At 72.2% G+C, this 22,451-nt stretch carries 22 protein-coding genes; 18 read left to right on the top strand and 4 right to left on the bottom strand.

The annotated features are described in order from the left end of the window. Positions 1-40 precede the first annotated feature (40 nt). The 8 genes from Phou_RS52205 (at position 41) to Phou_RS05290 (ending at position 11,776) form a co-directional block, all read left to right on the top strand. Positions 41-1,750 (top strand): ThuA domain-containing protein, encoded by a 1,710-nt coding sequence (locus Phou_RS52205; protein WP_173054039.1) that lies wholly within the window; start codon positions 41-43, stop codon positions 1,748-1,750. 64 nt (positions 1,751-1,814) lie between these two features. After that, complete coding sequence (locus tag Phou_RS05260) at positions 1,815-4,640, top strand: PQQ-dependent sugar dehydrogenase (RefSeq protein WP_173054041.1); 2,826 nt, start codon at positions 1,815-1,817, stop codon at positions 4,638-4,640. Then, the gene (locus Phou_RS05265; protein WP_173054043.1) at positions 4,637-6,094 is read left to right on the top strand and encodes a glycoside hydrolase family 99 protein; all 1,458 of its coding nucleotides are present in this window, start codon (positions 4,637-4,639) and stop codon (positions 6,092-6,094) included. Before Phou_RS05260 ends, Phou_RS05265 begins: the two co-directional genes overlap by 4 nt. A gap of 304 nt (positions 6,095-6,398) precedes the next feature. Then, the gene (locus Phou_RS05270) at positions 6,399-7,457 is read left to right on the top strand and encodes a sugar ABC transporter substrate-binding protein (protein ID WP_173054045.1); all 1,059 of its coding nucleotides are present in this window, start codon (positions 6,399-6,401) and stop codon (positions 7,455-7,457) included. 53 nt (positions 7,458-7,510) lie between these two features. Beyond that, the gene (locus Phou_RS05275) at positions 7,511-8,983 is read left to right on the top strand and encodes a sugar ABC transporter ATP-binding protein (RefSeq protein ID WP_246273261.1); all 1,473 of its coding nucleotides are present in this window, start codon (positions 7,511-7,513) and stop codon (positions 8,981-8,983) included. Continuing rightward, entirely contained in the window at positions 8,980-10,005 is a 1,026-nt protein-coding gene (locus tag Phou_RS05280; RefSeq protein WP_246273263.1) for an ABC transporter permease, read from the top strand. The genes Phou_RS05275 and Phou_RS05280 overlap by 4 nt, the downstream gene beginning before the upstream one ends. A gap of 930 nt (positions 10,006-10,935) precedes the next feature. Then, positions 10,936-11,421: an Hsp20/alpha crystallin family protein gene (locus Phou_RS05285; protein WP_173054049.1), complete on the top strand. Its 486-nt coding sequence runs from the start codon at positions 10,936-10,938 to the stop codon at positions 11,419-11,421. Continuing rightward, the gene (locus tag Phou_RS05290) at positions 11,396-11,776 is read left to right on the top strand and encodes a MerR family transcriptional regulator (protein WP_246273265.1); all 381 of its coding nucleotides are present in this window, start codon (positions 11,396-11,398) and stop codon (positions 11,774-11,776) included. Before Phou_RS05285 ends, Phou_RS05290 begins: the two co-directional genes overlap by 26 nt. Here the strand turns inward: Phou_RS05290 and Phou_RS05295 are convergent. Next, complete coding sequence (locus Phou_RS05295; RefSeq protein WP_218578768.1) at positions 11,706-12,596, bottom strand: DMT family transporter; 891 nt, start codon at positions 12,594-12,596, stop codon at positions 11,706-11,708. The genes Phou_RS05290 and Phou_RS05295 overlap by 71 nt on opposite strands. Positions 12,597-12,667: 71 nt before the next feature. On the opposite strand from Phou_RS05295, the gene Phou_RS05300 reads away from it, so the two are divergent. Further along, positions 12,668-13,564, top strand: a complete 897-nt coding sequence (locus Phou_RS05300; protein ID WP_173054051.1) for a LysR family transcriptional regulator — start codon at positions 12,668-12,670, stop codon at positions 13,562-13,564. A gap of 93 nt (positions 13,565-13,657) precedes the next feature. Then, positions 13,658-14,035 (top strand): DoxX family protein, encoded by a 378-nt coding sequence (locus tag Phou_RS05305; protein ID WP_246273267.1) that lies wholly within the window; start codon positions 13,658-13,660, stop codon positions 14,033-14,035. Between the two features lie 7 nt (positions 14,036-14,042). Here the strand turns inward: Phou_RS05305 and Phou_RS05310 are convergent, their stop codons facing one another. Further along, a complete protein-coding gene (locus Phou_RS05310; RefSeq protein WP_173054053.1) occupies positions 14,043-15,080 on the bottom strand; it encodes an aldo/keto reductase in 1,038 nt (345 codons plus the stop codon). Positions 15,081-15,147: 67 nt separating this feature from the next. Between Phou_RS05310 and Phou_RS05315 the strand changes: the two genes are divergently transcribed. The 4 genes from Phou_RS05315 (at position 15,148) to Phou_RS05330 (ending at position 17,734) form a co-directional block, all read left to right on the top strand. Continuing rightward, positions 15,148-15,744 (top strand): TetR-like C-terminal domain-containing protein, encoded by a 597-nt coding sequence (locus tag Phou_RS05315; protein WP_173054055.1) that lies wholly within the window; start codon positions 15,148-15,150, stop codon positions 15,742-15,744. Between the two features lie 96 nt (positions 15,745-15,840). Next, entirely contained in the window at positions 15,841-16,191 is a 351-nt protein-coding gene (locus Phou_RS05320; protein ID WP_173054057.1) for a YciI family protein, read from the top strand. A 7-nt stretch (positions 16,192-16,198) separates the two neighbouring features. Beyond that, complete coding sequence (locus Phou_RS05325; protein ID WP_173054059.1) at positions 16,199-17,419, top strand: RNA polymerase sigma factor; 1,221 nt, start codon at positions 16,199-16,201, stop codon at positions 17,417-17,419. A gap of 42 nt (positions 17,420-17,461) precedes the next feature. Then, positions 17,462-17,734 (top strand): hypothetical protein, encoded by a 273-nt coding sequence (locus Phou_RS05330; protein ID WP_173054061.1) that lies wholly within the window; start codon positions 17,462-17,464, stop codon positions 17,732-17,734. A gap of 78 nt (positions 17,735-17,812) precedes the next feature. Here Phou_RS05330 and Phou_RS05335 read toward each other — a convergent pair whose 3' ends face one another. After that, the gene (locus Phou_RS05335) at positions 17,813-18,733 is read right to left on the bottom strand and encodes a diacylglycerol/lipid kinase family protein (RefSeq protein ID WP_173054063.1); all 921 of its coding nucleotides are present in this window, start codon (positions 18,731-18,733) and stop codon (positions 17,813-17,815) included. Between the two features lie 75 nt (positions 18,734-18,808). On the opposite strand from Phou_RS05335, the gene Phou_RS05340 reads away from it, so the two are divergent. Next, the gene (locus Phou_RS05340; RefSeq protein WP_173054065.1) at positions 18,809-19,036 is read left to right on the top strand and encodes a three-helix bundle dimerization domain-containing protein; all 228 of its coding nucleotides are present in this window, start codon (positions 18,809-18,811) and stop codon (positions 19,034-19,036) included. Here Phou_RS05340 and Phou_RS05345 read toward each other — a convergent pair. Continuing rightward, a complete protein-coding gene (locus Phou_RS05345; RefSeq protein ID WP_218578769.1) occupies positions 19,020-20,273 on the bottom strand; it encodes an MFS transporter in 1,254 nt (417 codons plus the stop codon). The two genes, Phou_RS05340 and Phou_RS05345, sit on opposite strands and share 17 nt — an antisense overlap. 39 nt (positions 20,274-20,312) lie before the next feature. On the opposite strand from Phou_RS05345, the gene Phou_RS05350 reads away from it, so the two are divergent. The 3 genes from Phou_RS05350 to Phou_RS05360 are packed head-to-tail and all read left to right on the top strand — an operon-like array spanning position 20,313 to position 22,450. Beyond that, positions 20,313-20,861 carry a hypothetical protein gene (locus Phou_RS05350; RefSeq protein ID WP_173054069.1) on the top strand — a complete coding sequence of 183 codons (549 nt, stop codon included), beginning with the start codon at positions 20,313-20,315 and terminating at the stop codon, positions 20,859-20,861. 42 nt (positions 20,862-20,903) lie between these two features. Continuing rightward, the gene (locus Phou_RS05355) at positions 20,904-21,998 is read left to right on the top strand and encodes an Ldh family oxidoreductase (protein WP_173054071.1); all 1,095 of its coding nucleotides are present in this window, start codon (positions 20,904-20,906) and stop codon (positions 21,996-21,998) included. Continuing rightward, positions 21,995-22,450: a cupin domain-containing protein gene (locus Phou_RS05360; RefSeq protein ID WP_218578771.1), complete on the top strand. Its 456-nt coding sequence runs from the start codon at positions 21,995-21,997 to the stop codon at positions 22,448-22,450. Before Phou_RS05355 ends, Phou_RS05360 begins: the two co-directional genes overlap by 4 nt. Position 22,451 lies beyond the last annotated feature (1 nt).

Genomic DNA, 22,451 nt, shown 5'->3' on the forward strand with positions numbered 1-22,451 from the left:
CGGCGGACCCCCACGCCCCCGCTTCCCGCAAGGAGCTCTCATGCGCAGACTCGCTCTAGCCGTCGCGGCCGCGGTGGCCGTGGTGTCGGGTGCCGTCGTGATAAGCCCGGCACAGGCCGCGCCCCTCACCCGCGTGCTCGTCTTCTCCAAGACCGCCGGCTTCCGCCACTCCTCCATCCCGCACGGCATCGCCGCGATCCAGCAGTTGGGCGCCGCCAACGGATTCTCCGTGACGGCCACCGAGGACGCGGCTCAGTTCACGACCGCCAGCCTCGCCCAGTACCAGGCCGTCGTCTGGCTCTCCACGACCGGTGACGTGCTCAATGCCAGCCAGCAGACCGCGTTCCAGTCGTACATCGCGGGCGGTGGCGGCTACGCCGGCGTGCACGCGGCCGCGGACACCGAGTACGACTGGGCGTGGTACGGCGACCTCGTCGGCGCGTACTTCGCCTCGCACCCCGCCAACCAGACGGCCACGATCCGGGTCGAGGACCGGGGCAACGCCTCGACCGCCCACCTGCCGCCCACCTGGAGCCGCCTCGACGAGTGGTACAACTACCGCACCAACCCGCGCTCCACGGCGAAGGTGCTCGCCAGCCTGGACGAGTCGACGTACAGCGGCGGCTCGATGGGCGGCGACCACCCGATCACCTGGTGCAAGTCGGTCGGCAGTGGACGGTCCTGGTACACCGGGCTCGGCCACACCGACGAGTCCTACTCGGACCCCAACTTCACCCGCATGCTGCTGGGCGGCATCCAGATCGCCGCCGGCAACCGGCCCGCCGACTGCCGTCCGGAGACCGGGTATACGCCGCTGTTCGACGGCACGCAGGCGAGCCTCAACCAGTGGCGGCAGGCCGGGCCGGGCGGCTTCACGCTGGCTAATGGCACGCTCACCTCGTTCGGCGGGATGGGCCTGCTCTGGTACCCGGTCCGCACGTTCTCGAACTACTCGCTGAAGCTCGACTGGATGATGCCGGGTGACGACAACGGCGGCGTCTTCATCGGCTTCCCCGACCCGCAGGGCGACCCGTGGCGGCCGGTGGACACCGGGCACGAGATCCAGATCGACGCCACCGACGCCGACCCGACGCGGACCACCGGCAGCGTCTACAGCTTCAAGGGTCCGGACGCCGCCGTGCGCGACGCGGCGCTGAACCCGCCCGGCTCGTGGAACGCCTACGAGATCCGGGTGACCGGCCAGCGGGTCGAGATCTGGCTCAACGGTGTGAAGATAAACGACTACACGAGCGGCCGGGCGATCGCCAACGGCCACATCGGCGTGCAGAACGACGGCGACGGCCTCGACATCAACTACCGCAACATCCGGATCAAGGCTGACGGCGGACCGCCGCCCGCCACCGACCTCGCCCGCGGCCGGCCGGTGACGGCGTCCAGTGTGGAGTCCGGCAGCCCGCACGCGGCCGCGAACGCGGTCGACGGCAACACCGCGACCCGCTGGGGCAGCGCGTACACCGATCCACAGTGGATCAGCGTCGACCTCGGGGCGACGTACGCGCTCACCCGGGTGCGGCTGTCGTGGGAGGCCGCCTACGCGCGGGCGTACCAGATACAGACCTCGCCGGACGGCAGCGCCTGGACCACCGTCCACTCGACCACCACCGGCGACGGCGGCGTCGACGACGTCGCGGTCACCGGCAGCGGCCGGTACCTGCGCGTGCTGGGCACGCAGCGCGCCCTCACCTCCTACGGCTACTCCCTCTGGGAGTTGGACATATACGGCACCTGACCCCTCGACCGGGCCCCGGCGCGCGTTGCGTGCCGGGGCCTTTCCACCTCCGGAAGGACCCCCCATGAGGACGGAAAGAAGAGTGCGAAGAAGAGCGGGGCTGCTCGCCGCGGCCCTCGTCGGCGCCACCCTCCCGGTGCTCGCCGAGACACCCGCGCAGGCGATCGTCATCCCCGCCACGGACTACCAGACGGTGGTGCTCGCCACCGGCGGCGCCGAGCTGGGCGAGGCGATGTCGCTCGCCGTCATGCCCAACCGTTCGGTCATCCACACCGCCCGCGACGGCACGGTCCGGGTCACCGACGTGGCCGGCAACACCACGGTCGCCGGCAAGCTCTCCGTGTACACGCACGACGAGGAAGGGCTGCAGGGCGTCGCCGTCGACCCGGCGTTCGCCACCAACCGGTTCGTCTACCTCTACTACTCCCCGACGCTGACCACCCCGTCCGGCGACGCACCGGCGACCGGCACCGAGTCGACGTGGGCGGCGTGGAAGGGCCACCTGCGGCTGTCCCGGTTTACGCTCAACACCAACAACACGCTGAACCTGTCGAGCGAGCGGATCGTCCTTTCGGTGCCCAACGACCGCGGGCTCTGCTGCCACGTCGGCGGCGACATCGACTTCGACGCGGCCGGCAACCTGTACCTGTCCACAGGGGACGACACCAACCCGTTCGAGTCGGCCGGGTACTCGCCGCTGGACGAGCGCACCAATCGCAACCCGCAGTACGACGCGCAGCGCTCCTCCGGCAACACCAACGACCTGCGCGGCAAGATCCTGCGCATCAAGGTGAACGCGGACGGCTCGTACGCGATCCCCTCGGGCAACCTCTTCCCGCAGGGCACCGCGAACACGCGGCCGGAGATCTACGCGATGGGCTTCCGCAACCCGTTCCGGATGAGCGTCGACAAGGCGACCGGCGCCGTCTACGTCGGCGACTACGGCCCGGATGCGGGCGTCACCGACGCGAACCGGGGGCCGGGCGGGCAGGTCGAGTTCGACCGGATCACGTCTGCGGGCAACTACGGCTGGCCGTACTGCACGGGCTCGAACAGCACGAGCGAGACGTACAACGAGTGGAACTTCGCGACCGGCTCGACCGGGCCGAAGTACAACTGCGCGGGCGGGGCGACCAACAACTCCTTCCGCAACACCGGACAGGGCACGCTGCCGCCGGCGCGGGGCGCCTGGATCAAGTACGGCGACGCCGGCTCGCCACCCGAGTTCGGCGGCGGCTCGGAGTCCCCGATGGGCGGCCCGGTCTACCGGTTCGACGCGGGACTCAGCTCGTCCGTCAAGTTCCCGTCGGCGCTCAACGGGCAGTTCTTCGCCGGCGAGTACGGCCGCCGCTGGATCAAGGCGATCGCGGTGAACGCGGACGGCTCCCGCGGCGAGATCTCGAACTTCCCGTGGACCGGCACGCAGGTCATGGACATGGCCTTCGGCCCGGACGGCGCGCTCTACGTGCTCGACTACGGCACCGGCTCGAACAACCAGGCCCTGGTCCGCGTGGAGTACATCGGCGGCGGCAACCGCAACCCGATCGCCGTGGCGAACGCCAACCGCCTCTCCGGCCCGGCGCCGCTGACCATCAACTTCTCCTCGGCCGGCTCGTCCGACCCGGAGGGTGGCGCGCTGAGCTACCTGTGGACATTCGGCGACGGCACCACGTCGACGGCGGCGAACCCGACGAAGACGTACACGGCCAACGGCCGGTACACGCCGACGCTGCGGGTCACCGACCCGGCCGGGCTCACCGGCACCGCGAGCCTGGTGGTCAACGTGGGCAACACGGCGCCGGCGGTCACCCTCACCTCGCCCGGCGACGGGCGGCTGTTCAACTTCGGCGACAGCGTGCCCTTCCAGGTGACGGTCAGCGACCCGGAGGACGGCACGATCGACTGCTCGCGGGTGAGCGTCACGTACCTGCTCGGCCACGACAGCCACTCGCACCAGATCACCTCCTCGACCGGCTGCACGGGGCAGATCACGATCCCGGTCGACGGTGAGCACGACGCGGCGGCGAACATCTACGGTGTCTTCGACGCGGCGTACACCGACAACGGCGGGCTGACCACGCACAGCCTGCGCACGCTGCAGCCGCGGCACCGGCAGGGCGAGCACTTCAGCGCGCAGTCCGGCGTCCAGCTCGCCGACCACGCGGCCGCCGAGGGCGGGCGCACGGCCGGCCACATCGAAAACAACGACTGGATCTCGTACACGCCGTACAACCTGTCGAACGTCAACGGCATCACCGCCCGGGTCTCGTCGGCCGGCGCCGGCGGCACGATCGAGGTGCGTACCGGCTCGGCCACCGGCACGCTTCTGGGCAGCGTCACCGTACCCGTGACCGGCAGCTGGGAGACGTTCACAAACGTCTCCGCCAGCCTCAACGCGGGCCCGGCGGCGGCGACCTCGCTCTACCTTGTCTTCAAGGGCGGCGCGGGCAACCTCTTCGACGTCGACGCGTTCACGCTCAACACCGGCACCGGGGGCACGCTCGTGAGCCTCCGCGCGCAGGCCAACAACCAGTACGTCAGCGCCGCGGACGCGGGCGCCCAGCCGCTCATCGCCAACCGGGCGACGATCGGGCAGTGGGAGCAGTTCGACCTGGTCAGCCTCGGCGGCGCGAACGTGGCGCTGCGGTCCCGGGCCAACGGCCTCTACGTCTGCGCGGACAACGCCGGCGCCAACCCGCTCATCGCCAACCGCACCGCGGCCGGACCGTGGGAGACGTTCACGCTGATCCGCAACTCGGACGGTACGGAGAGCCTGCGGGCCAACGTGAACAGCATGTACGTGGTCGCCGAGAACGCCGGCGCCGCGCCGCTCATCGCCAACCGCACGGCGATCGGGCCGTGGGAGAAGTTCGAGCTGATCGGAGCATGATGCGACTCTTACGCTCCGCCGTCGCCGCCATGCTCGTGGTGGCGGCGGCGTGGGCGGCCAACCCGCCGCCCGCGCAGGCCGCACAGGCCGCGCTCCCGCCGGGGGCGCTCGCCTCCAACGTGCACATCTTCTACTACCCCTGGTACGGCAGTCCCGCCGTCAACGGCAGCTACCGGCACTGGCAGCAGGGCGGGCACACCCCGCCACAGGCGGTGGGGGCCGACCTCTACCCCACCCTCGGCGCGTACGACTCCGGCGACACCCGGGTCGTCGACCAGCACATGGCCTGGATCGCCCGGGCCGGGGTCGGCGTCCTCGTGTACAGCTGGTGGGGCCAGGGCTCGTACGAGGACACGCTGGTCACGCGGGTCATGGACGCCGCCAACCGCCAGGGCGTCAAGGTGGCCTGGCACCTGGAGCCGTACGGCACCCGCACCGCCGCCTCCACGGTCGCCGACATCAACTACATCAACAGCCGGTACGGCGGTCACCCCGCCTTCTACCGGGACGCGGCGCACGGCAACCGGGCCGCGTTCTATGTGTTCGAGAGCCTGCGGGTCACCGACTGGAGTCCCCTGGCGCAGGTGCGGGCCGGCAACATCGTGCTCGCGCAGACCACCGACACGACCAAGGTGGCCCATTTCGGCGGGATGTACACGTACGACGGCATCGCCGGGGCCACCGCGCCGGGGTGGGCCAACGCGAGCGCGTTCTGCAAGGCGAACGGGCTCGTGTGGGCGCCGTCGATCGCGCCCGGCTACATCGACGACCGGGCGGTGCCGGGCAACACCACGCCGACTCTCGCGCGGGACAACGGGGCCGCGTACGACCGGCAGTGGAACAACGCCCTCGGCACGGCCACCGGCGGCCCGCCGACCTGGGTGTCGATCACGTCGTTCAACGAGTGGCACGAGGGCTCGGTGATCGAGCCGGCGAGCTACACACCGCCGGCCGGGCACGGGTACCAGACCTTCAACGGCGCGTACGGCCTGACCGGCGCGGCGGCGGAGACGGCGTACCTGGACCGCACCCGCTACTGGGCGGACCGCTTCAACCCGACGCCGGGCGAGTCCGGCACCGGGCTGCGGGCGGTGGCCAACGGCCGGTTCGTGACCGCCGGCGCCAGCCCGTTGGTCGCGAGCGCGACGGCATTCGGTACCGCCGAGCGGTTCGACGTCGTGGACGCGGGCGGCGGTCAGGTGGCGCTCCGGGCGCGGGTGAACGGCCGGTACGTGGCGGCCGAGGACGCCGGCGCCGCGCCACTCATCGCCAACCGCACGGCGATCGGGTCATGGGAGCGCTTCACCATGATCCGCAACTCGGACGGCACGGTGAGCTTCCGCGCGGCGGTCAACAGCCGGTACGTCGCCGCGGAGAACGCCGGTGCCGCCCCGCTCGTGGCAAACCGCACCACAATCGGCCCATGGGAGAAGTTCAACCTGGTCACAAGCTAGCCGCGACCCGTTGATCAAGGGGCTCCTCATAACGATTTGGGGGGTCCCTTGATCATGTCTGAGCCGCTAAGATACCTCCGATCTTTGCCGCACTTGTTCCCATTCGAGCGAAAGGCTCGCCCCCGGACTTCACAAGAAACCGAAACATCCGATGTTCTTGGGGTTGACCGCCCGAGATGGTCTTGTTTCCGGGCGACGTCGGCCGTAATCTCACGACAAACATCGGATGCATGCCGGTCGAGGCCGGCGGCGCCGCCTTCCACCCGTCAACGCCCGCGACACCCCACCTGAATCGAGGGCATCGATGAGACATATCAGCAGACCAGTCACGGCCATCTTCATGGCCGCCGCGCTCGCGGCCGGCTTGACCGCGTGCGGCGACGATGCCGGCACCGGGACCGGCAGCACGGGCAGCGGATCCGGCAGCGGCCAGATCGGCATCGACCTGCCGCGCGCCGACTCGGACTTCTGGAACTCGTACGCCAAGTACGTGCCCCAGTTCGCCACCGAGCTCGGCATCAACCTGATGACACCGACCAACTCGCAGAACGACGTGGCCAAGCTCGTCGCCAACGCGCAGGCCTTGCAGAGCCAGGGCGCCAAGGCGATCGTGATGGCACCGCAGGACACCGGCGCGATCGCCACCACGCTCAGCACGCTGGAGTCGAAGAAGATCCCGGTGGTCACTGTGGACACCCGCCCGGACAAGGGCAAGGTCTTCATGGTCGTGCGCGCGGACAACCGGGCGTACGGGCAGAAGGCGTGCGAGTTCCTCGGCGAGAAGCTGGGCGGCAAGGGCAAGGTGATCGAGTTCCAGGGCTCGCTCTCCTCCATCAACGGCCGGGACCGGTCCGAGGCCTTCATCGAGTGCATGAAGAGCAAGTACCCCGGGATCACGGTCTTCGAGGAGCCCACCGAGTGGGAGGGCACCAAGGCCGCGGCGGCGCTGCAGACCCGGCTCGCCCAGCACCCCGACATCAAGGGCGTCTACATGCAGGCCGGCGGCGTCTTCCTCGCGCCGACCCTGCAGGTGCTCAAGTCGAAGAACCTGCTCGTGCCGCCGGAGGACCCGAAGCACATCTTCATCGTCTCCAACGACGGCATCCCGCAGGAGTTCGAGGCCATCCGCAAGGGTGAGATCGACGCGACCGTCTCCCAGCCCGCCGACCTGTACGCCAAGTACGCCCTCTTCTACGCGAAGGCGGCCGTGGAGGGCAAGACGTTCCAGCCCGGCCCGACGGACCACGGCAGCAACATCATCGACGTGGGCAACGGCACGCTGGAGGACCAGCTGCCCGCGCCGCTCGTCACCAAGGAAAACGTGGACGATCAGGCCCTCTGGGGCAACCAGATCGGCAAGTGATGACCGCACCGGCACCACACACCGCCGCCACGGCCGGAACCCCCCTCCCGGCCGTGGCGGCGCGTGACATCACCAAGCGGTACGGCGCGACGACCGCGCTGCTGGACGCCGGCATCACGGTCGCGCCCGGCGAGACGCACGCGCTCGTCGGGCGCAACGGCGCCGGCAAGTCCACGCTCGTCTCGATCCTGACCGGCCTGCAGCGGGCCGACGCCGGCGAGGTGCGCTTCGCCGGCGAGCCCGCTCCCCCGCTGTCCGACCGGGACGCGTGGCGGCGGCTCGTCGCCTGCGTGTACCAGAAGTCCACGATCATCCCGACCCTCACCGTCGCCGAAAACCTCTTCTTGAACAGGCAGGGCGGCGGCCTGATCAGCTGGCGGTCGCTGCGGCGCCGCGCGGCGGACCTCCTCGACGGGTACGGCGTGGACGTCGACCCGGCGCGGGTGGCCGGCGACCTGACGGTGGAGCAGCGGCAGCTTCTTGAGATCGCGCGGGCGCTCTCGTTCGGCGCGCGGTTCATCATCCTCGACGAGCCCACCGCGCAGCTCGACGCGGCCGCGATCGAGCGGCTCTTCGACCGGATGCGGCAGCTGCGCGAGGGCGGCGTGACGTTCCTGTTCATCTCGCACCACCTCCAGGAGGTGTACGAGGTCTGCCAGACCGTCACGGTCTTCCGCGACGCGCGGCACGTGCTCACCGCGCCGGTCGCCACCCTGCCGCACGACGAGCTCGTCGGCGCGATGACCGGCGACGCGGGTCCGCTGCTCTCGTCCGGTGCCGTACGCCCGCCCGTCGGCGACGCGGCGGCCGTGCTGTCGGTGGAGGGCCTGCGCCTGTCCGGCTTCTACGAGGACATCGACCTCACCGTGCGCGCCGGCGAGCTGGTCGGGCTGATCGGCTCGGGCAGCAGCGGCAAGGTGGCGCTCGCCGAGACGATCGCGGGGCTGCGCAAGGCGGACGGCGGCACGGTCACCGTCGCCGGCGGCCGCCCCAAGCCCGGCAGCGTGCCGTCCGCACTCGCCGCCGGCCTCGGCTACCTGCCGCAGGACCGGCACCGTGAGGGCCTGGTACCCCTGCTGTCGGTGGCGGAAAACGCGACCTTGCCGATCGCCGGAAAGCTCGGCCCCGCGGGCGTCATCGCGCCCGCCCGCCGGCGGGCGGCGGCGCAGCGGATGATCGACGCGTACGACATCAAGACGTCCGGCCCCGACCAGCCGGTCAGTGCGCTGTCCGGCGGCAACGCGCAGAAGGTCGTGCTCGCCCGGGCGCTCAGCAACGAACCCAAGGCGCTCGTGATGGTCAGCCCGACCGCGGGCGTCGACGTGCGTTCCAAGGAATCCCTGCTCGGCGCGGTGGCGTCCGCCGCGACCGGTGGCACCGGCGTGCTGGTGGTCTCCGACGAGCTCGACGACCTGCGCTCGTGCGACCGGGTGCTGGTCATGTTTCACGGACGGGTGGTCCGCGAGGTGCCGCGCGGCTGGGCCGACGCGGACCTGATCGCGGCGGTGGAGGGAGTAGAACGGTGACCAACTCGCGGACCGTGGCGAAACCGCCCTCGGTCATCCCACCGCTGCCGGGCGGGCGCCGCGTGCAGCTGGCCAGGTTCCGGGACCTCGCCCTGGTACCGGCCATCCTGCTGCTCGTGATCGTCGGTGCCATCATCGACCCGGTCTTCCTCACCAAGGCCAACATCACCAACGTCCTCCAGCAGCAGACAGAGCTCTCCCTGCTGGTGCTCGCCGAGGCGATCATCCTGATCGCGGGCAAGTTCGACCTGTCGCTGGAGTCGACGATCGGCCTGGCGCCCGCGCTCGCGGTCGGCCTGGTCATCCCGGTCGCCAGCAACGGCCTCGGCACCGAGCTGCCGGTCGCGCTCGCCATCCCGCTCTGCCTGCTGGTCGGCCTGGCGATCGGCGCGTTCAACGGCCTGCTCATCCTGCGCTTCAAGCTGTCCGCGTTCATCGTGACGCTGGGCATGCTGATCGTCCTACGTGGACTGCAGATCGGCCTGACCGGCGGCCAGAACCTCTTCGACATCCCGCAGTCCGTGCTCTACCTCGGCAACGCCGTGTGGCTGGGCCTGCCCGCGTCGATCTGGATCTGCGGCGTCCTCTTCGCCGCGGGCATCCTGGCGCTGGGCTTCCTGCGCCACGGCCGCGCCGTGTACGCGATCGGCGGCAACGTCGACGCCGCCCGCGCCGCCGGCATCCGCACCGACCGCGTGGTGTGGATCGTCCTGATGATCGGCGGCCTGCTCGCCGCGCTGGCCGGCCTGCTGATGACCGGCCGCCTGGGCTCCGTGGCCTCGGCACAGGGCGACGGCATGATCTTCACGGTCTTCGCGGCCGCGGTGATCGGCGGCGTGAGCCTGGACGGCGGCAAGGGCACGCTCTTCGGCGCCCTGTGCGGCGTGATCGTGCTCGGCCTGATCAACAACATCCTCACGCTGGGCGGCGTGTCCGCACAGTGGATCCAGGCCATCTACGGCGCCATCATCCTGGTCGCCCTGATCCTGGCCCGCGTCACCTCCGGCAAAGCCCAGGACTAGCTAGTGGTACGGATCGGCCCGGCCAAGGGCTGATCCGTACCACGATCTCCCGCAGCCGGTCACGGTCTAGACCAACCCGAATCTGATGCGGGCTACCGCGACGTCCGCCGTGGGGTGCGTTCCCGCTCCCGCAGATCTTGGTGAGTTGGCGCCGCTCGACTTTCGGAGTTGGGATTGCTTGCCGTGCGACAGCCTCCCGTGCCCTCCATCTCAAGGTGTCCGCGCCGCAGTGGCCGGTTTACGGCGTAAGGCATAGACCAGGCAAGATGCAAGATCCACCTATCTGGTCTTCCCCTACCCGTGCTTCTGCAGATCTTCGAGGCGGGAGTGCGCGGGTCCGCCTTCGTTGCGGTCTGTGACTGTCGATCAGGTGCCGGCGGTGTGAGCTTCGAAATCTTGGTGAGTTAGCGCGTTATTCGACGCAAACTTGCCAAGATCTGCCGGAGCAGGCTCCTGGGCTGAGCTGGGCGACCGCAGAGAGTGAGGCGCTGACGCGCATGGACTCCAGACGACGAAAACTCCGAAAGCGGATCCGAGATCGGCGCAGGTTGTCCGGGAGTGCCATCGCGGCCATCGAGCCGGGTCCGCGGGCTGAGCCTGCGCGCCGCGGAGCGCCATCGCCGCGACCGGCCCGCGGGCCGGGGTCTGAGCCTGCGCGGACATCAGGCCGCAGCAGCCTCGCGCATCCCCGACCGGTGCGGGTCGTCCGGAAGCGTCACCGCGGCGGCCGGGCCGGGTTCGCGGGGAGCTTGCGGGTCGCGGAGGGTGAGGCCGCGGGAGCAACGGTCCGGACCACCGCGGACATCGCGGTAGCCCAATGAATCATGTCGGTCGGAACGAGCAGGGGTTGAAATCTGCAGCAGCGGGTATAGAATTTCTGCGTCTGCCAGGCCAGGTCGGACTGGCACCGATCTTGGAGGTGTGTTGGTCATGCTGCTGCGTTTCGATCCGTTCCGTGACTTCGACCGGCTCGCCGGCGAGATGCTCGGCGCCGCGCGCACGCCGGCGCCCATGCCGATGGACTGCCTGCGGGTGGGCGACAGGTTCGTCCTGCGCTTCGACCTTCCCGGCATCGACGCCGACTCGCTCGATGTGTCGGCGGAAAACAACACGCTGACCGTGCGGGCCGAGCGGCGTCGCGACGACCCGGAGGGGGCGACCTACCTTGTGTCGGAGCGGCCCTCGGGGGTCTACAGCCGCCAGCTCGTGCTCGGTGACGGCCTCGCGGTCGACAGCGTCCAGGCCCACTACAGCGACGGCGTGCTGACGCTGACCATCCCGCTCGCCGAGCAGGCCAAGCCGCGGAAGATTTCGATCAGCCGCGCCGGCGAGTCCTCGCTCGGTTCGCACGAGGGCCACAAGATGATCGCCGGCGAGACCGGACGGGACCGTGCCACCGCTTCCGCCGCGTCCTGACGGCACTGACCCGGGTGGCCCGGCCGGTGCGGCCGGGCCACCGCCGCGGGCACACGCCGCCGCGCTCGGGGATGCCGGCTTCCCCGGGTTCGCGATGGGTGCGGCCGCGGAGGCGATCGGGGTGACGCCCGCCTTCCTGCGCGCGGCCGAGGCCGCCGGGCTCTTCGCCGCGCACCGTTCCGGCGGTGGGCACCGGAGGTACAGCCGCGACGACCTGGAGCGGGCCGACCGGGCGCGCCAGCTCGTCGACGACGGCACCCGCATGAACGACGCGGTCCGGATCGTCAGCTTGGAGTACCAGCTCGCGGCCGCCCAAGCGATGATCGAGATCCTGCGCCGAGACTCCGGCGGGTGAGCGCGACCGCGAGCAGCACCACGGCCATGCCGGCCAGGACGCGCGGGCCGAGGCGTTCGTCCAGCACGGCGGCGCCGAGGGCCACCGACACCACCGGCAGCAGGTAGCCCACCGTCGCGGCGCTGGTCGGCCCCTCGTCGGCGATGAGGCGGTAGCTGAGGTAGAAGGTGACGCCGGTGGCGAGGACGCCGAGCACGAGCACGGCCGCCACGCCGGTCGCGTCGGTGTCCAGCGGGCCCGCCGCGGGCAGGGCCAGCGCGCTCCAGCCCGTCGCGGCGAGGAGCTGGGCCGCGGACAGCGCGGCCGGCGCGGTGCCCCGCCCGGTCAGCGACCGTCCCATGTAGACGAAGCCGGCACCGTAGCTGGCCGCCGCCGCCAGCAGCGCCGCGGCGCCCCACGAGGCGTGCGCGTGCCACGGCGCGAAGATGAGCAGCACGCCGCCGAAGCCGAGCAGCAGGCCGGCCACGGGGGCGGCGCCGGCGCGTTCGACGCCGGTGGCCAGCCCGATCAAGAGCGTCCACAAGGGAGTCGTGGCGTTCAGCACGCCGGCGAGGCCCGAGTCGACGGTGCGCTCGCCGACCGCGAACAAGGCGAACGGCAGCGCGTTGCAGAGCAGGGCGGCCACGGCCAGGCGGCGCCACACGGCGGGCTCGCGCGGGAGGCGCTGCCGGGCGGCCACGGCCAGCGCGAGGAGCACGGCGGTGCCGAGCACGCAGCGGGCGACGGTGATCTGCACGGGCGAGAGGCCGTGGTTGAGCGCCACCTTGATCCAGAGGAAGCCCGAGCCCCAGAGGAGGGCGAGCGTGCCGATGCGTACCACTCCCCCACCGTGCCGTTCGCGACCTGGCAGGACAAGTGAAAGATGTGGTACCTATCGTTAAGCTGAGCTACATGCTCGACGTGCGCCGCATGCTTGTCCTCCGTGCCGTGGTCACCAGCGGCTCGGTGACCGCGGCCGCGTCAAACCTCGGCTACACCCCGTCCGCGGTGAGCCAGCAGGTCGCGGCCCTGGAGCGGCAGGCCGGCACGCCGCTGCTGGAAAGGGTCGGCCGTGGCGTGCGCCCGACCGCGGCGGGGCGGCTGCTGACCGAGGCCGCGGGCGCGATCGGCGAGCGGGTGGCCGAGGCCGAGACCGCGCTGGCGGATCTGCGGACCGGGCGCACCGGGCGGCTGGTCGTGCGCTACTTCGCCACCGCCGGCGCCGCGCTCGTGCCGCCCGCGCTGGCCCGCTTCCGCCGCGCGCACCCGGGCGTCGCCGTCGACCTGCGCCTCGCCGACCCGGACGACCCGCTGCCCGAGGTGGAGCGGGCCGAGGCCGACCTCGCGATCGTCGTGGTGAGGCCCGGGCGGGCGAGCGCCCTGCCCGGCATCCGGCTGGTGCACCTGCTCGACGACCCGTACCGCGCGGTGCTCCCCAAGGGCCACCCGCTCGCGGCCCAGCGCGTCCTCGACCTGGCCGACCTCGCGGCCGAGCCGTGGGTCGACTGCGAAGGGCCGGCCGGCCCGTGCCGCGAGATCGTGCGGGACGCGTGCGCGGCGGCGGGGTTCACGCCGAGCGTCGCCGTGGAGAGCGACGACTACGCCACCGCTCAGGGGTTCGTCGCGGCCGGGCTCGGTGTCGCGCTCATGCCGGAGACGGGGCTGGGCAACCGCCACCCGTCGGTGGTCGCCCGCCGCCTGCGCCGGCCGGAGCCGTCGCGGTCCATCCATGCCGCGGTACGGGAGTCCACACTGGACCAGCCCGCGCTGCGCGCCCTGCTGGCCGCGCTCAGTCCGCCGCCGGCATGACGCCGCGCAGCCGCACCTGCGCCCGCACCATGTGATCGCCCTCGATGGCGAGGGCCGGGTCGACCAGCGACTGGAAGCGCAGCCCGTCGAACAGTGCCAGCGCCAGCCCGGCGCGTCGGCGCCGAGCCCGCGCACGCTCCCATGCTCATCGCCACCGCCGCCGTCACGCTGCCGCTCACCGCCCTGCTCCCCGTCACCGCGCTCGGTAAGCTGGGCCACCGCCCGGATGTCGTCGCGACGTACACGCGCGTCGGCGTGCCCGAAGACCGGCTCAACCTGCTCGCGGGCGCGGCCGGCCTCGTGGTCGGCCTGTTCCTCACGCCGGTGGGCATCGCGGCCGCGGCGGCCCTGGTCGTGTACTTCGCCCTCGCGATCGCCGCCCACCTGCGCGCCCGCGATGCCGCCAACACGCCGATGCCCGCCCTCTACCTGCTGCTCGCCGCCGCGGTGCCGACCCTCCACGCGCTCTGAGAAACCATCACGCGGCGAGGGGCGGGTTGAGGCGGGCGAATCCCTCCTGGCGGTGGTACGGGAAGTAGGGGTACGGCGCGGTCCGCGCGCTCGCGGCGTCGAGGCGGGCCACCTGGTCCGGCGTGAGGCTCCAGCCGACGGCGCCGAGGTTCTGCCGGAGCTGGGCCTCGTCGCGGGCGCCGACGATGACCGAGGCGACCGTGGGGCGCTGGAGCAGCCAGTTGATCGCGACCTGTGGCACCGCGCGCCCGGTCTCCTCGGCCACCGCGTCGAGGGCGTCGACCACGCGGAAGAGGTGCTCGTCGTCGACGGGCGGTCCGAAGTCGGCGGTGCGGTGCAGGCGGCTGCCCGCCGGCAGCGGGCGCCCGCGGCGCAGCTTGCCGGTGAGCCGGCCCCAGCCGAGCGGGCTCCACACGAGCGCGCCGACGCCCTGGTCGTGGCCGAGCGGCATGAGCTCCCACTCGTAGTCGCGGCCGACGAGCGAGTAGTAGACCTGGTGCGCGACGTACCGCGGCAGGTGGTGCCGCTCGGCCGCCGCGAGCGACTTCATCAGCTGCCAGCCGGCGAAGTTGGAGACACCGACGTAGCGCACCTTGCCCGCGCGCACCAGGCCGTCCAGTGTGGACAACACCTCCTCGACCGGCGTACCGGCGTCGAAGGCGTGCAGCTGAAACAGGTCGATGTGGTCCGTGCCGAGCCGCCGCAGCGCCGCCTCGCACGCCTCGATCAGGCGGGTGCGGGACGAGCCGGCCTCGTTGGGGCCGTCGCCCACGGGCAGGCCGGTCTTGGTGGAGATCAGCACCTTGTCCCGCCTCCCCTTGATCGCCCGGCCGAGCACCTCCTCGGAGGCTCCCGCCGAGTACACGTCGGCGGTGTCGAACAGCGTCACCCCCGCTTCCAGGCAGATGTCCACGAGCCGGCGGGCCTCCGCCGCGTCCGTGCTGCCCCACGCCCCGAAGAGCGGCCCGCTCCCGCCGAACGTCCCCGCCCCGAACGCCAGCGCCGGCACCTTCAACCCCGACGCGCCCAGCCGCCGATACTCCATTACGACCTCCTTAACGGTACTATTGTTCCGTTAATGTAACACGGCTAATGGAACTGGAGTACCGTTTATGACGCACGACATGGTGCGGCCGGGCGGGCGCACGGCGCGGGTGCGCGAGTCGGTGCTCCGCGCGGCCGGTGACCTGCTCGCCGAGGGCGGCCTCGAGCTGCTCGACCTGGGCGAGGTCGCGCGCCGCGCCGGCGTGGGCCGCACCACCGTGTACCGGCGATGGGGCACCCCCGCCTCGCTCGTCGCCGACCTGCTGGCCGAGATGGCCGAGTCCTCGCTGCCGCGCACCGACACCGGCACGCTGCTCGGCGACCTCACCGCCAACGCGCGGCTGGTCCGCCGCACGCTCGCCGACGCCCGCCAGGGTGCGCTCTTCAAGGCGCTGATCGCCGCCGCCACCTACGACCCGCGCACCGCCGAGGCACTGCACCGCTTCTACGAGATCCGGGTCGACGAGTGGACGCCCTGCGTGGCGGCGGCCGTGGAGCGGGGCGAGCTACCCGCCGGCACCGACGCCCGCGAGGTGGTGCGCGCCGTCTCCGCACCGCTGTACTACCGGCTGCTCACCAGCGGCGATCCCCTCGACGAGGCCGCCGCGGACCGGGCCGCGCGCGCCGCCTCGGCCGCCGCGGCCGCCGGGGTGTACGTGGCCTGAAAATGATCCTGGCCGGTTGTCCAGAACCCGGCGGACCCGTTCGTCCCTAGAGTGGAAGCCGGCGAGCGGCGCCGGCACCGACCATAGGAGCGAGCGATGCCCAAGTACGCGGCACTCATCTACACGGCCGACGTCGACTGGAGCCGGCCCGAGTTCGCCGAGACGAGCAAGGAGTACAACGAGTTCGGCGAGGCGGCCGCCGCCGTGCTGCGCGGCGGCTCGGCGCTGTACCCGACATCCAGCGCCACCACCGTCCGGGTGACCGGCGGCAAGGGTGGCGACGTGGTCACCACCGACGGGCCGTACGCGGAGACGAAGGAGGCGCTGACCGGCTTCTACCTGCTGGAGTGCGCCGACCTCGACGAGGCGGTGTCGGTCGCCGCGAAGATCCCGGCGGCCTGGGACGGCGCCGTCGAGGTGCGGCCGGTGCTCGAGTTCGACGAATAGGGGCGCGATGCTCACCGGTGACGCGGTCGCACGGCTGATCCGCGAGGAGGGCACCCGCGTGCTCGCCACGCTCGCCCGCGTCACCGGCAGCATCGACCTCGCGGAGGACGCGGCGCAGGACGCCGTCGTGCGGGCGCTGGAGACCTGGCCGCGCGACGGCGTGCCGGAAAACCCGCGCGCCTGGCTGCTGGTCACGGCGCGGCGGCGGGCCGTCGACATCATCCGGCGGGAGGCGCGGCGGGCCGGAAAGGAGGCCGAGGCCACGATGTTCGCCGGCCCGGTGCCCGAGCCGCCCGAGACGGTACGCGACGACCTGCTGCGCCTCGTGTTCACCTGCTGCCACCCGGCGCTGTCGATGGAGGCGCAGGTGGCCCTCGCGCTGCGCACCCTCGGCGGCCTGTCCACCGCGGAGGTGGCGCGCGGCCTGCTCGTGCCCGAGGCGACCATGGCCAAGCGCCTCACCCGCGCCAAACAGAAGATCACCCAGGCCGGCATCCCGTACCGGGTGCCGCCCGCCGAGCAGCTTCCGGCCCGCCTGACCGGGGTCGCGGCGACGATCTACCTGATCTTCAACGAGGGGTACGCGGCCGGCGCCGGCGCCGACCTCGTGCGGGTCGCGCTCACCGCCGAAGCGGTCCGCCTGGGTCGCCTCCTGGCCGAGCTGATGCCCGACGAGCCGACCGCGCTGGGCCTGCTCGCGCTGCTGTTGCTGCACGACGCGCGGCGCGGCGCCCGCCTCGACGGTGCGGGCGGGCAGGTGCTGCTCGCCGACCAGGACCGGGCGCGGTGGGACCAGGCGGCCATCAAGGAGGGGGTCGAGCTGGTCGGCCGGGCGCTGCGCCGCACGCCGGACCGGCCCGACGGGTACGCGGTGCAGGCCGCGATAGCCGCCTGCCACGCGCTCGCGCCCAGCTACACCGAGACCAACTGGGACGCGGTCATCTCCTGGTACGACGTGCTGCTCGCCGTCCGTGACAGCCCGGTCGTGCGGCTCAACCGGGCGGTGGCGGTGGCCGAACGCGACGGCGCGGCGGCGGGGCTCGCGCTGGTCGACGGCATCGACGGGCTCGGCGGGTACCCGTGGTGGCACGCCACCCGCGCCGAACTGCTGCGCCGCGACGGCCGGGCGGGCGAGGCGAAGGGCGCGTACGAGAGGGCGATCGCGCTCGGCCTGAGCGCACCGCAGATGGAGCACCTGCGCCGCCGGCTCGCCGAACTGCCCGGGTGAGTCGGGCCAGCTTTTCGAACATGTGTGCGATAGGGTTGGCGTGTGCCCGACACCCGTACGCAGAATCGGCAGGCCACCGTCGACCGGCTGCACCGCATCGCCGACGATCACGCCGGTGGCTACCGGCCGGGCCTCACCCGCGCCGACGCGCTGACCGAGCTCAGCGCCACCTCGTCCGACCCCGACCTGCTGGCGGAGGCCGCGGCCGCGCACGCGATGGCCGACAACTGGTACGCGATAGTGGCCGTCGACCTGCTCATCGAGGCCGGCGCCGACGAGGAGCTGATCCAGCACCACATCGCCGAGCTGGGCTGACCCACCACCCCACTTGTCGCTCAGGGAGTTGGTGCGGCGACACGCCCACCAGCTCCCTGATCAACCGCAGGCGTGGGATCAGGTGTCCACGAAGGACGGTCCGGCCAGCACGCGCAGCGCGTTGGGCAGCAGGCGGATCCGCACCGGGGTGCGGCCGTGCACCTCGCCGTCCACGTCCAGCGGCAGGGGCGGGTCGGTCTCGACCAGCAGGTCGTCGGTCGCCAGGAAGGGCGGTGCCGTCGCCCGGCGGTGGCCCGCGACCGCCTGCCGCAGGCTCGCCGACAGCAGCTGCCGCCGCCGCCCGCCGCCGAGCGGATAGACGTGCAGCAGCCGATCGTCCACTGTGGCGTCGCGGGTGATGGGCTGCCCGGCCTGAAAGCGGCCGTTGACGACGTTGAGCTGGTGGGTCACCACCTCGTACTCCGTGCCGGCCGCCGTGATGCGGGCCCGGAAGGGCCGGTGCCAGGCCAGCCGCGCGACCGCCGTGAGCGGGTAGGCGGACTTGCCGATGTGCCGCTTCAGCCGCGCCGGCACGCGGAGGCCGACCTGCGCGGAGAGCCCGACGTTCGCGTGGTTGGCGAAGATGGTGTCGCCGGCCTGCCCCAGGTCGACATCGGCCACGGTGGCGGCGGCCAGCACGCCGAGCGCGCCCGAGGGGCGGGGCGGGATGGCGAGCGCGCGGGCGAAGTTGTTGGTGGTGCCGAGCGGCAGCACGCCGAGCGCGATGTCGCGGTGCGCCAGGTGCCGCGCGGCCTCGCTGACCGTGCCGTCGCCGCCGCCGGCCACCAGCAGGTCGGGGCCGAGCGCGATCGCCTCCGCCAGCGCGCCGGGCAGCTGGCCGGGACGCTCGACCGGAAACGCGCCGAGGAGGTTGAAGCCGTCGAGCCGCTCGCGGACCAGCTCGTAGAGCCGCCGCCCGCGGCGGGAACGCGCGTTGACGACGAGGACGGCGCGCCGCTCGCTGCGGATCGCCTCCTGGAGCTCGGTCTTGCTGCGCATGCACTCCGCCGGTTCGGGTCTCAAGGTCGCGTTGCGCAACGGTACAGGGCCGCGCGACCTGGGTACTGAGCGGACATGACTACGGAGGAACACCGCCCCGGAATCGACGAGGAGCTGCGCGAGCAGGTCGCCGTCGAACACGTGAAGCAGGCCCTCACCAGCGACTTCGACGACCGCCCCGCCGGCGAGGTCGAGCAGGTCGTGGAAGAGGCCCGCGAACAGTACTCGGACGCGACGGTCCGGGACTTCGTACCCAACCTTGTCGAGCGCGACGCCCGCGACCGGCTCAAGGAGTCGGAGTAGCGGCCACGTCGGAGTCGGCGGGCGCGCGCTGGGCGCGGGAGCGGGCCACGAAGGGCAGCGCCAGCACCTGCACGGCCGACGAGAACAGGAACGAGGCCGGGTAGCCCCACACGTCCGCCGCCCGGCCGAGCAGCGGCTGCGTCACGATCCCGCCGGAGCTTCCCATCAGCGAGTCGAAGGACAGGATCGTGGCGCGCTGCTGCGACGGGATCAGCCCGTTGAGGTACGCCTGCCGGATCGGCATCGCGGCCGCGAACAGCAGCCCCCACACCGCGACCAGCACGAGTGCCGCCCAGAAGCTGGTGAGCAGGCCGAGCAGCAGGATCACCACCACCGACGCGCCCTCGATCGCGAGCAGCGCGGACGTGCGGCGCCGGAAGAGGCGGCGGATGCGGGGCGTGACCAGGCCGCCGACGATCTGCGCGCCGGCCACGAGGGCGGCGGCGAGGCCGGCGACACCGTACGCCTCCGGGTTGCCGTAGAGGTCGAGCAGGTGCGGCTGCAGCGCGTAGAAGACGTAGACGCCCACCCCGCCGGTGAACGGCGCCGCGAGCATCAGGTACTTCACCGCGGGGACGCGCCAGCCGTACTCGACCGAGCTGGCCACGATCTCGCGGATCTCCGCCAGCGGGCGCAGGTCGCGCCGCGGGGTGAAGCCGAGGTCGCGCATGAGCAGCGACGCCGCCACGAACATCAGCGCGAGGATCGCCGCCCGCAGCACGAACGGCGCGCCGAGGTTGATCAGCTGGGCGATGTACCCACCGGCGACCGAGCCGACGAGCATGCCGGCGCCGCTGATCGCCTGCCCGCGCGCGAAGACCGCCTCCAGCTGCCCCTGGTATCCGGTGGCGGTGAGCGCGTCGACAAGCCACGCTTCGACGGCGCCGGAGAAGAACGTGAAGCCGAGGCCGAGCAGCAGCGAGACCACCGCCCACTGCCAGAACGGCGCCTCGATCTGCCACAGCAGCACGTAGAGCGCGGTGGTCACGGCCAGCGTGACGGTGCCGAGCAGGAACGAGGCGCGCCGCCCCCACATGTCGGCCACCACCCCGGTCGGCACCTCGAAGAGCACCATGCCGGCGGTGAAGAACGCATTGGCGGCGAAGGCCTCCAAGTTGGACAGGCCCGCGTCGAGCAGGAAGATCGTGTTGATCCCCCAGATCAGCGAGGCGGCGAGCGTGTTGCCCAACTCGAGGACGTAGTACGTGCGGCGGACACCGGCGGAGGTACTGATCACGCCTCCCACCTCACCACGCGGGTACGTCAAACTTGCTTCATGGACCTGGTCGACCTGTCGCGCCGGGTCGCGCGACTCGACGCCGCCCTCCGCCCGATCGCCACGCAGGAGGTGCCGCTCGACGATCTGGCGGGCTGGATGGAGCGGATGCGGGCGGCGCCGCCGGCGGTCGAGCAGGCCGGCGTCGCCGAGGAGTCGGCGGTTGTCCTCCGCGCTTTGATACAGGTGTACGCGGAGGGTGGCGAGGCCGAGCGTGCGGCGGTCCGCGCGCTTTTCGACCGGTACACCTCGTTCCGCTGGGCGGCGCACCTGCCCGAGCGGCCGGACTCGGCGGCCGGCCTGCGCACCCAGCTGCTGCACCTCTCGGCCCGCGACCACGACGGCGACACGCGCGACGAACTGCTCAGACTGCGCGACCTGCTGGCGGAGGCAAGAGCGGCGGGCGTCGATGCCGACACCGTGCTCGCCGAGGTCGCGGCCCTTTCCAGCGACGTCGATAGGTATGGCATGGGATCGATCCGGAGCATCCTTATCGGCTGCCTGCGCACACCCCACCACCCAGGCCAGCGAGGCAGACCAGATATTTGATACAACTACCCGGCGAGCCTGGCGCCCGAGGGAGGGAGGGACGTGACCGACCTCGTACCCGTTGAGGCGCTCTCCGCCCTTGTGGCACGGCTATTCGCGGCGGCCGGCCTGCCGGCGGACGCCGCCGGCACCGTCGCCGAGGCCCTTGTCGACGCCGACCTGCGGGGCCTGCCGTCGCACGGCAGCCACCTCGTCCCGATGTACGTCGAGCGCCTCCGCCAGGGCTCGGTCAGCACCCGCACCGACCCGAAGGTGCTGATCGACGCCGGCGGCATCGCGGTCCTCGACGCCGGGCACGCGCTCGGGGTGCTCACCGCCGACCAGGCGATGTCGCTGGCCACGGCCAAGGCGAGGCAGTTCGGCATCGGCGCCGTGGCTGTGCGGCACGCGTTCCACTTCGGCGCCGCCGGGCGGTACGCGCGGGCCGCCGCACGCGAGGGCTTCATCGGCATCGCGACCGCCAACACCCGCCCGCTGATGCCGGCGCCCGGCGGCGGGCACCCGGTGGTGGGCAACAACCCGATCGCGATCGGCGTGCCCGCCCCTCGGTCCGGCGCCCGTCCGGACGGGCCGAGCGCGGACCTGGACGAGCCGCTGGTGCTGGACATCGCGCTCTCCGCCGCGAACATCGGCCGCATCCGCCTGGCCGCCGGCAACGGCAAGGGCATCCCGGACGGCTGGGCCACCGACGCGGAGGGCCGCCCCACCACGGACCCGGCCGCCGCGCTCGCCGGCATGCTGCTGCCGGCCGCGGGCCACAAGGGGTTCGGGCTGGCGCTCATGGTCGACGTGCTCGCCGGGGTCCTGGCCGGCGGCGGCTACGGCGAGCGGGTCAACGGGCTGTACGCGGACACCGCCCTACCCAACGAATGCGGGCATTTCTTCCTCGCCCTGGACGTGGCGGCCTTCGGCGACCTCGACGGGTTTGCCAGCCGCCTGGCCGATCTGGAAGCCTCGGTGACCGCGCCGCCGTACGCGCCGGGCGTCGACCGGGTGCTCCTGCCCGGCCAGCGTTCGGCCGAGCGGCTGCGCGACGCCGCCCGGCGGGGCGTCCAGGTGGACCAGGGTGTGCTGGCCCGGCTGCGCGACCTCGCCGCGGACCTTGACGTTCCGCTACCGGAAGGACTGCCGAGGTGAACCTCTCCGAACCCGCCGCCTACTCCGGTGAGCTGCCCGACCGGGCCGCGGTCGGCGACCAGGGCGAGGCGCTGCGCCGGTTCCGCGAGATCATGGTGCAGACCGACGACCTGACCTGGGTGGACAAGACGCTCGCCGGCCTCTCCCACAAGATGCTGTGGCGCGACGACGAGAGCGGCGCGTCGATCGCGCTGGTCCGCTTCGAAAAGGGCTCGGGCATCCCGTCCGAGCACGCGCACGCCTCCAACCAGTTCATGTTCTGCCTGAGCGGCCGGTACACGTACGAGCCCACCGGCATCACGCTCACGCCGGGCTCGTTCTACTGGAACCCCAAGGGGAGCATGCACGGCCCGACGCGGGCCGAGGAGGAGTCGGTGCTGCTCGAGGTCTACGACGGGCCGCACTACCCGACCCAGCCCGACTGGTACACGAGCGCGGAAGACGCCCGCTGAC

The sequence above is a fragment of the Phytohabitans houttuyneae genome, from assembly GCF_011764425.1.
In the GTDB taxonomy this organism is placed as follows: Bacteria; Actinomycetota; Actinomycetes; order Mycobacteriales; family Micromonosporaceae; genus Phytohabitans; species Phytohabitans houttuyneae.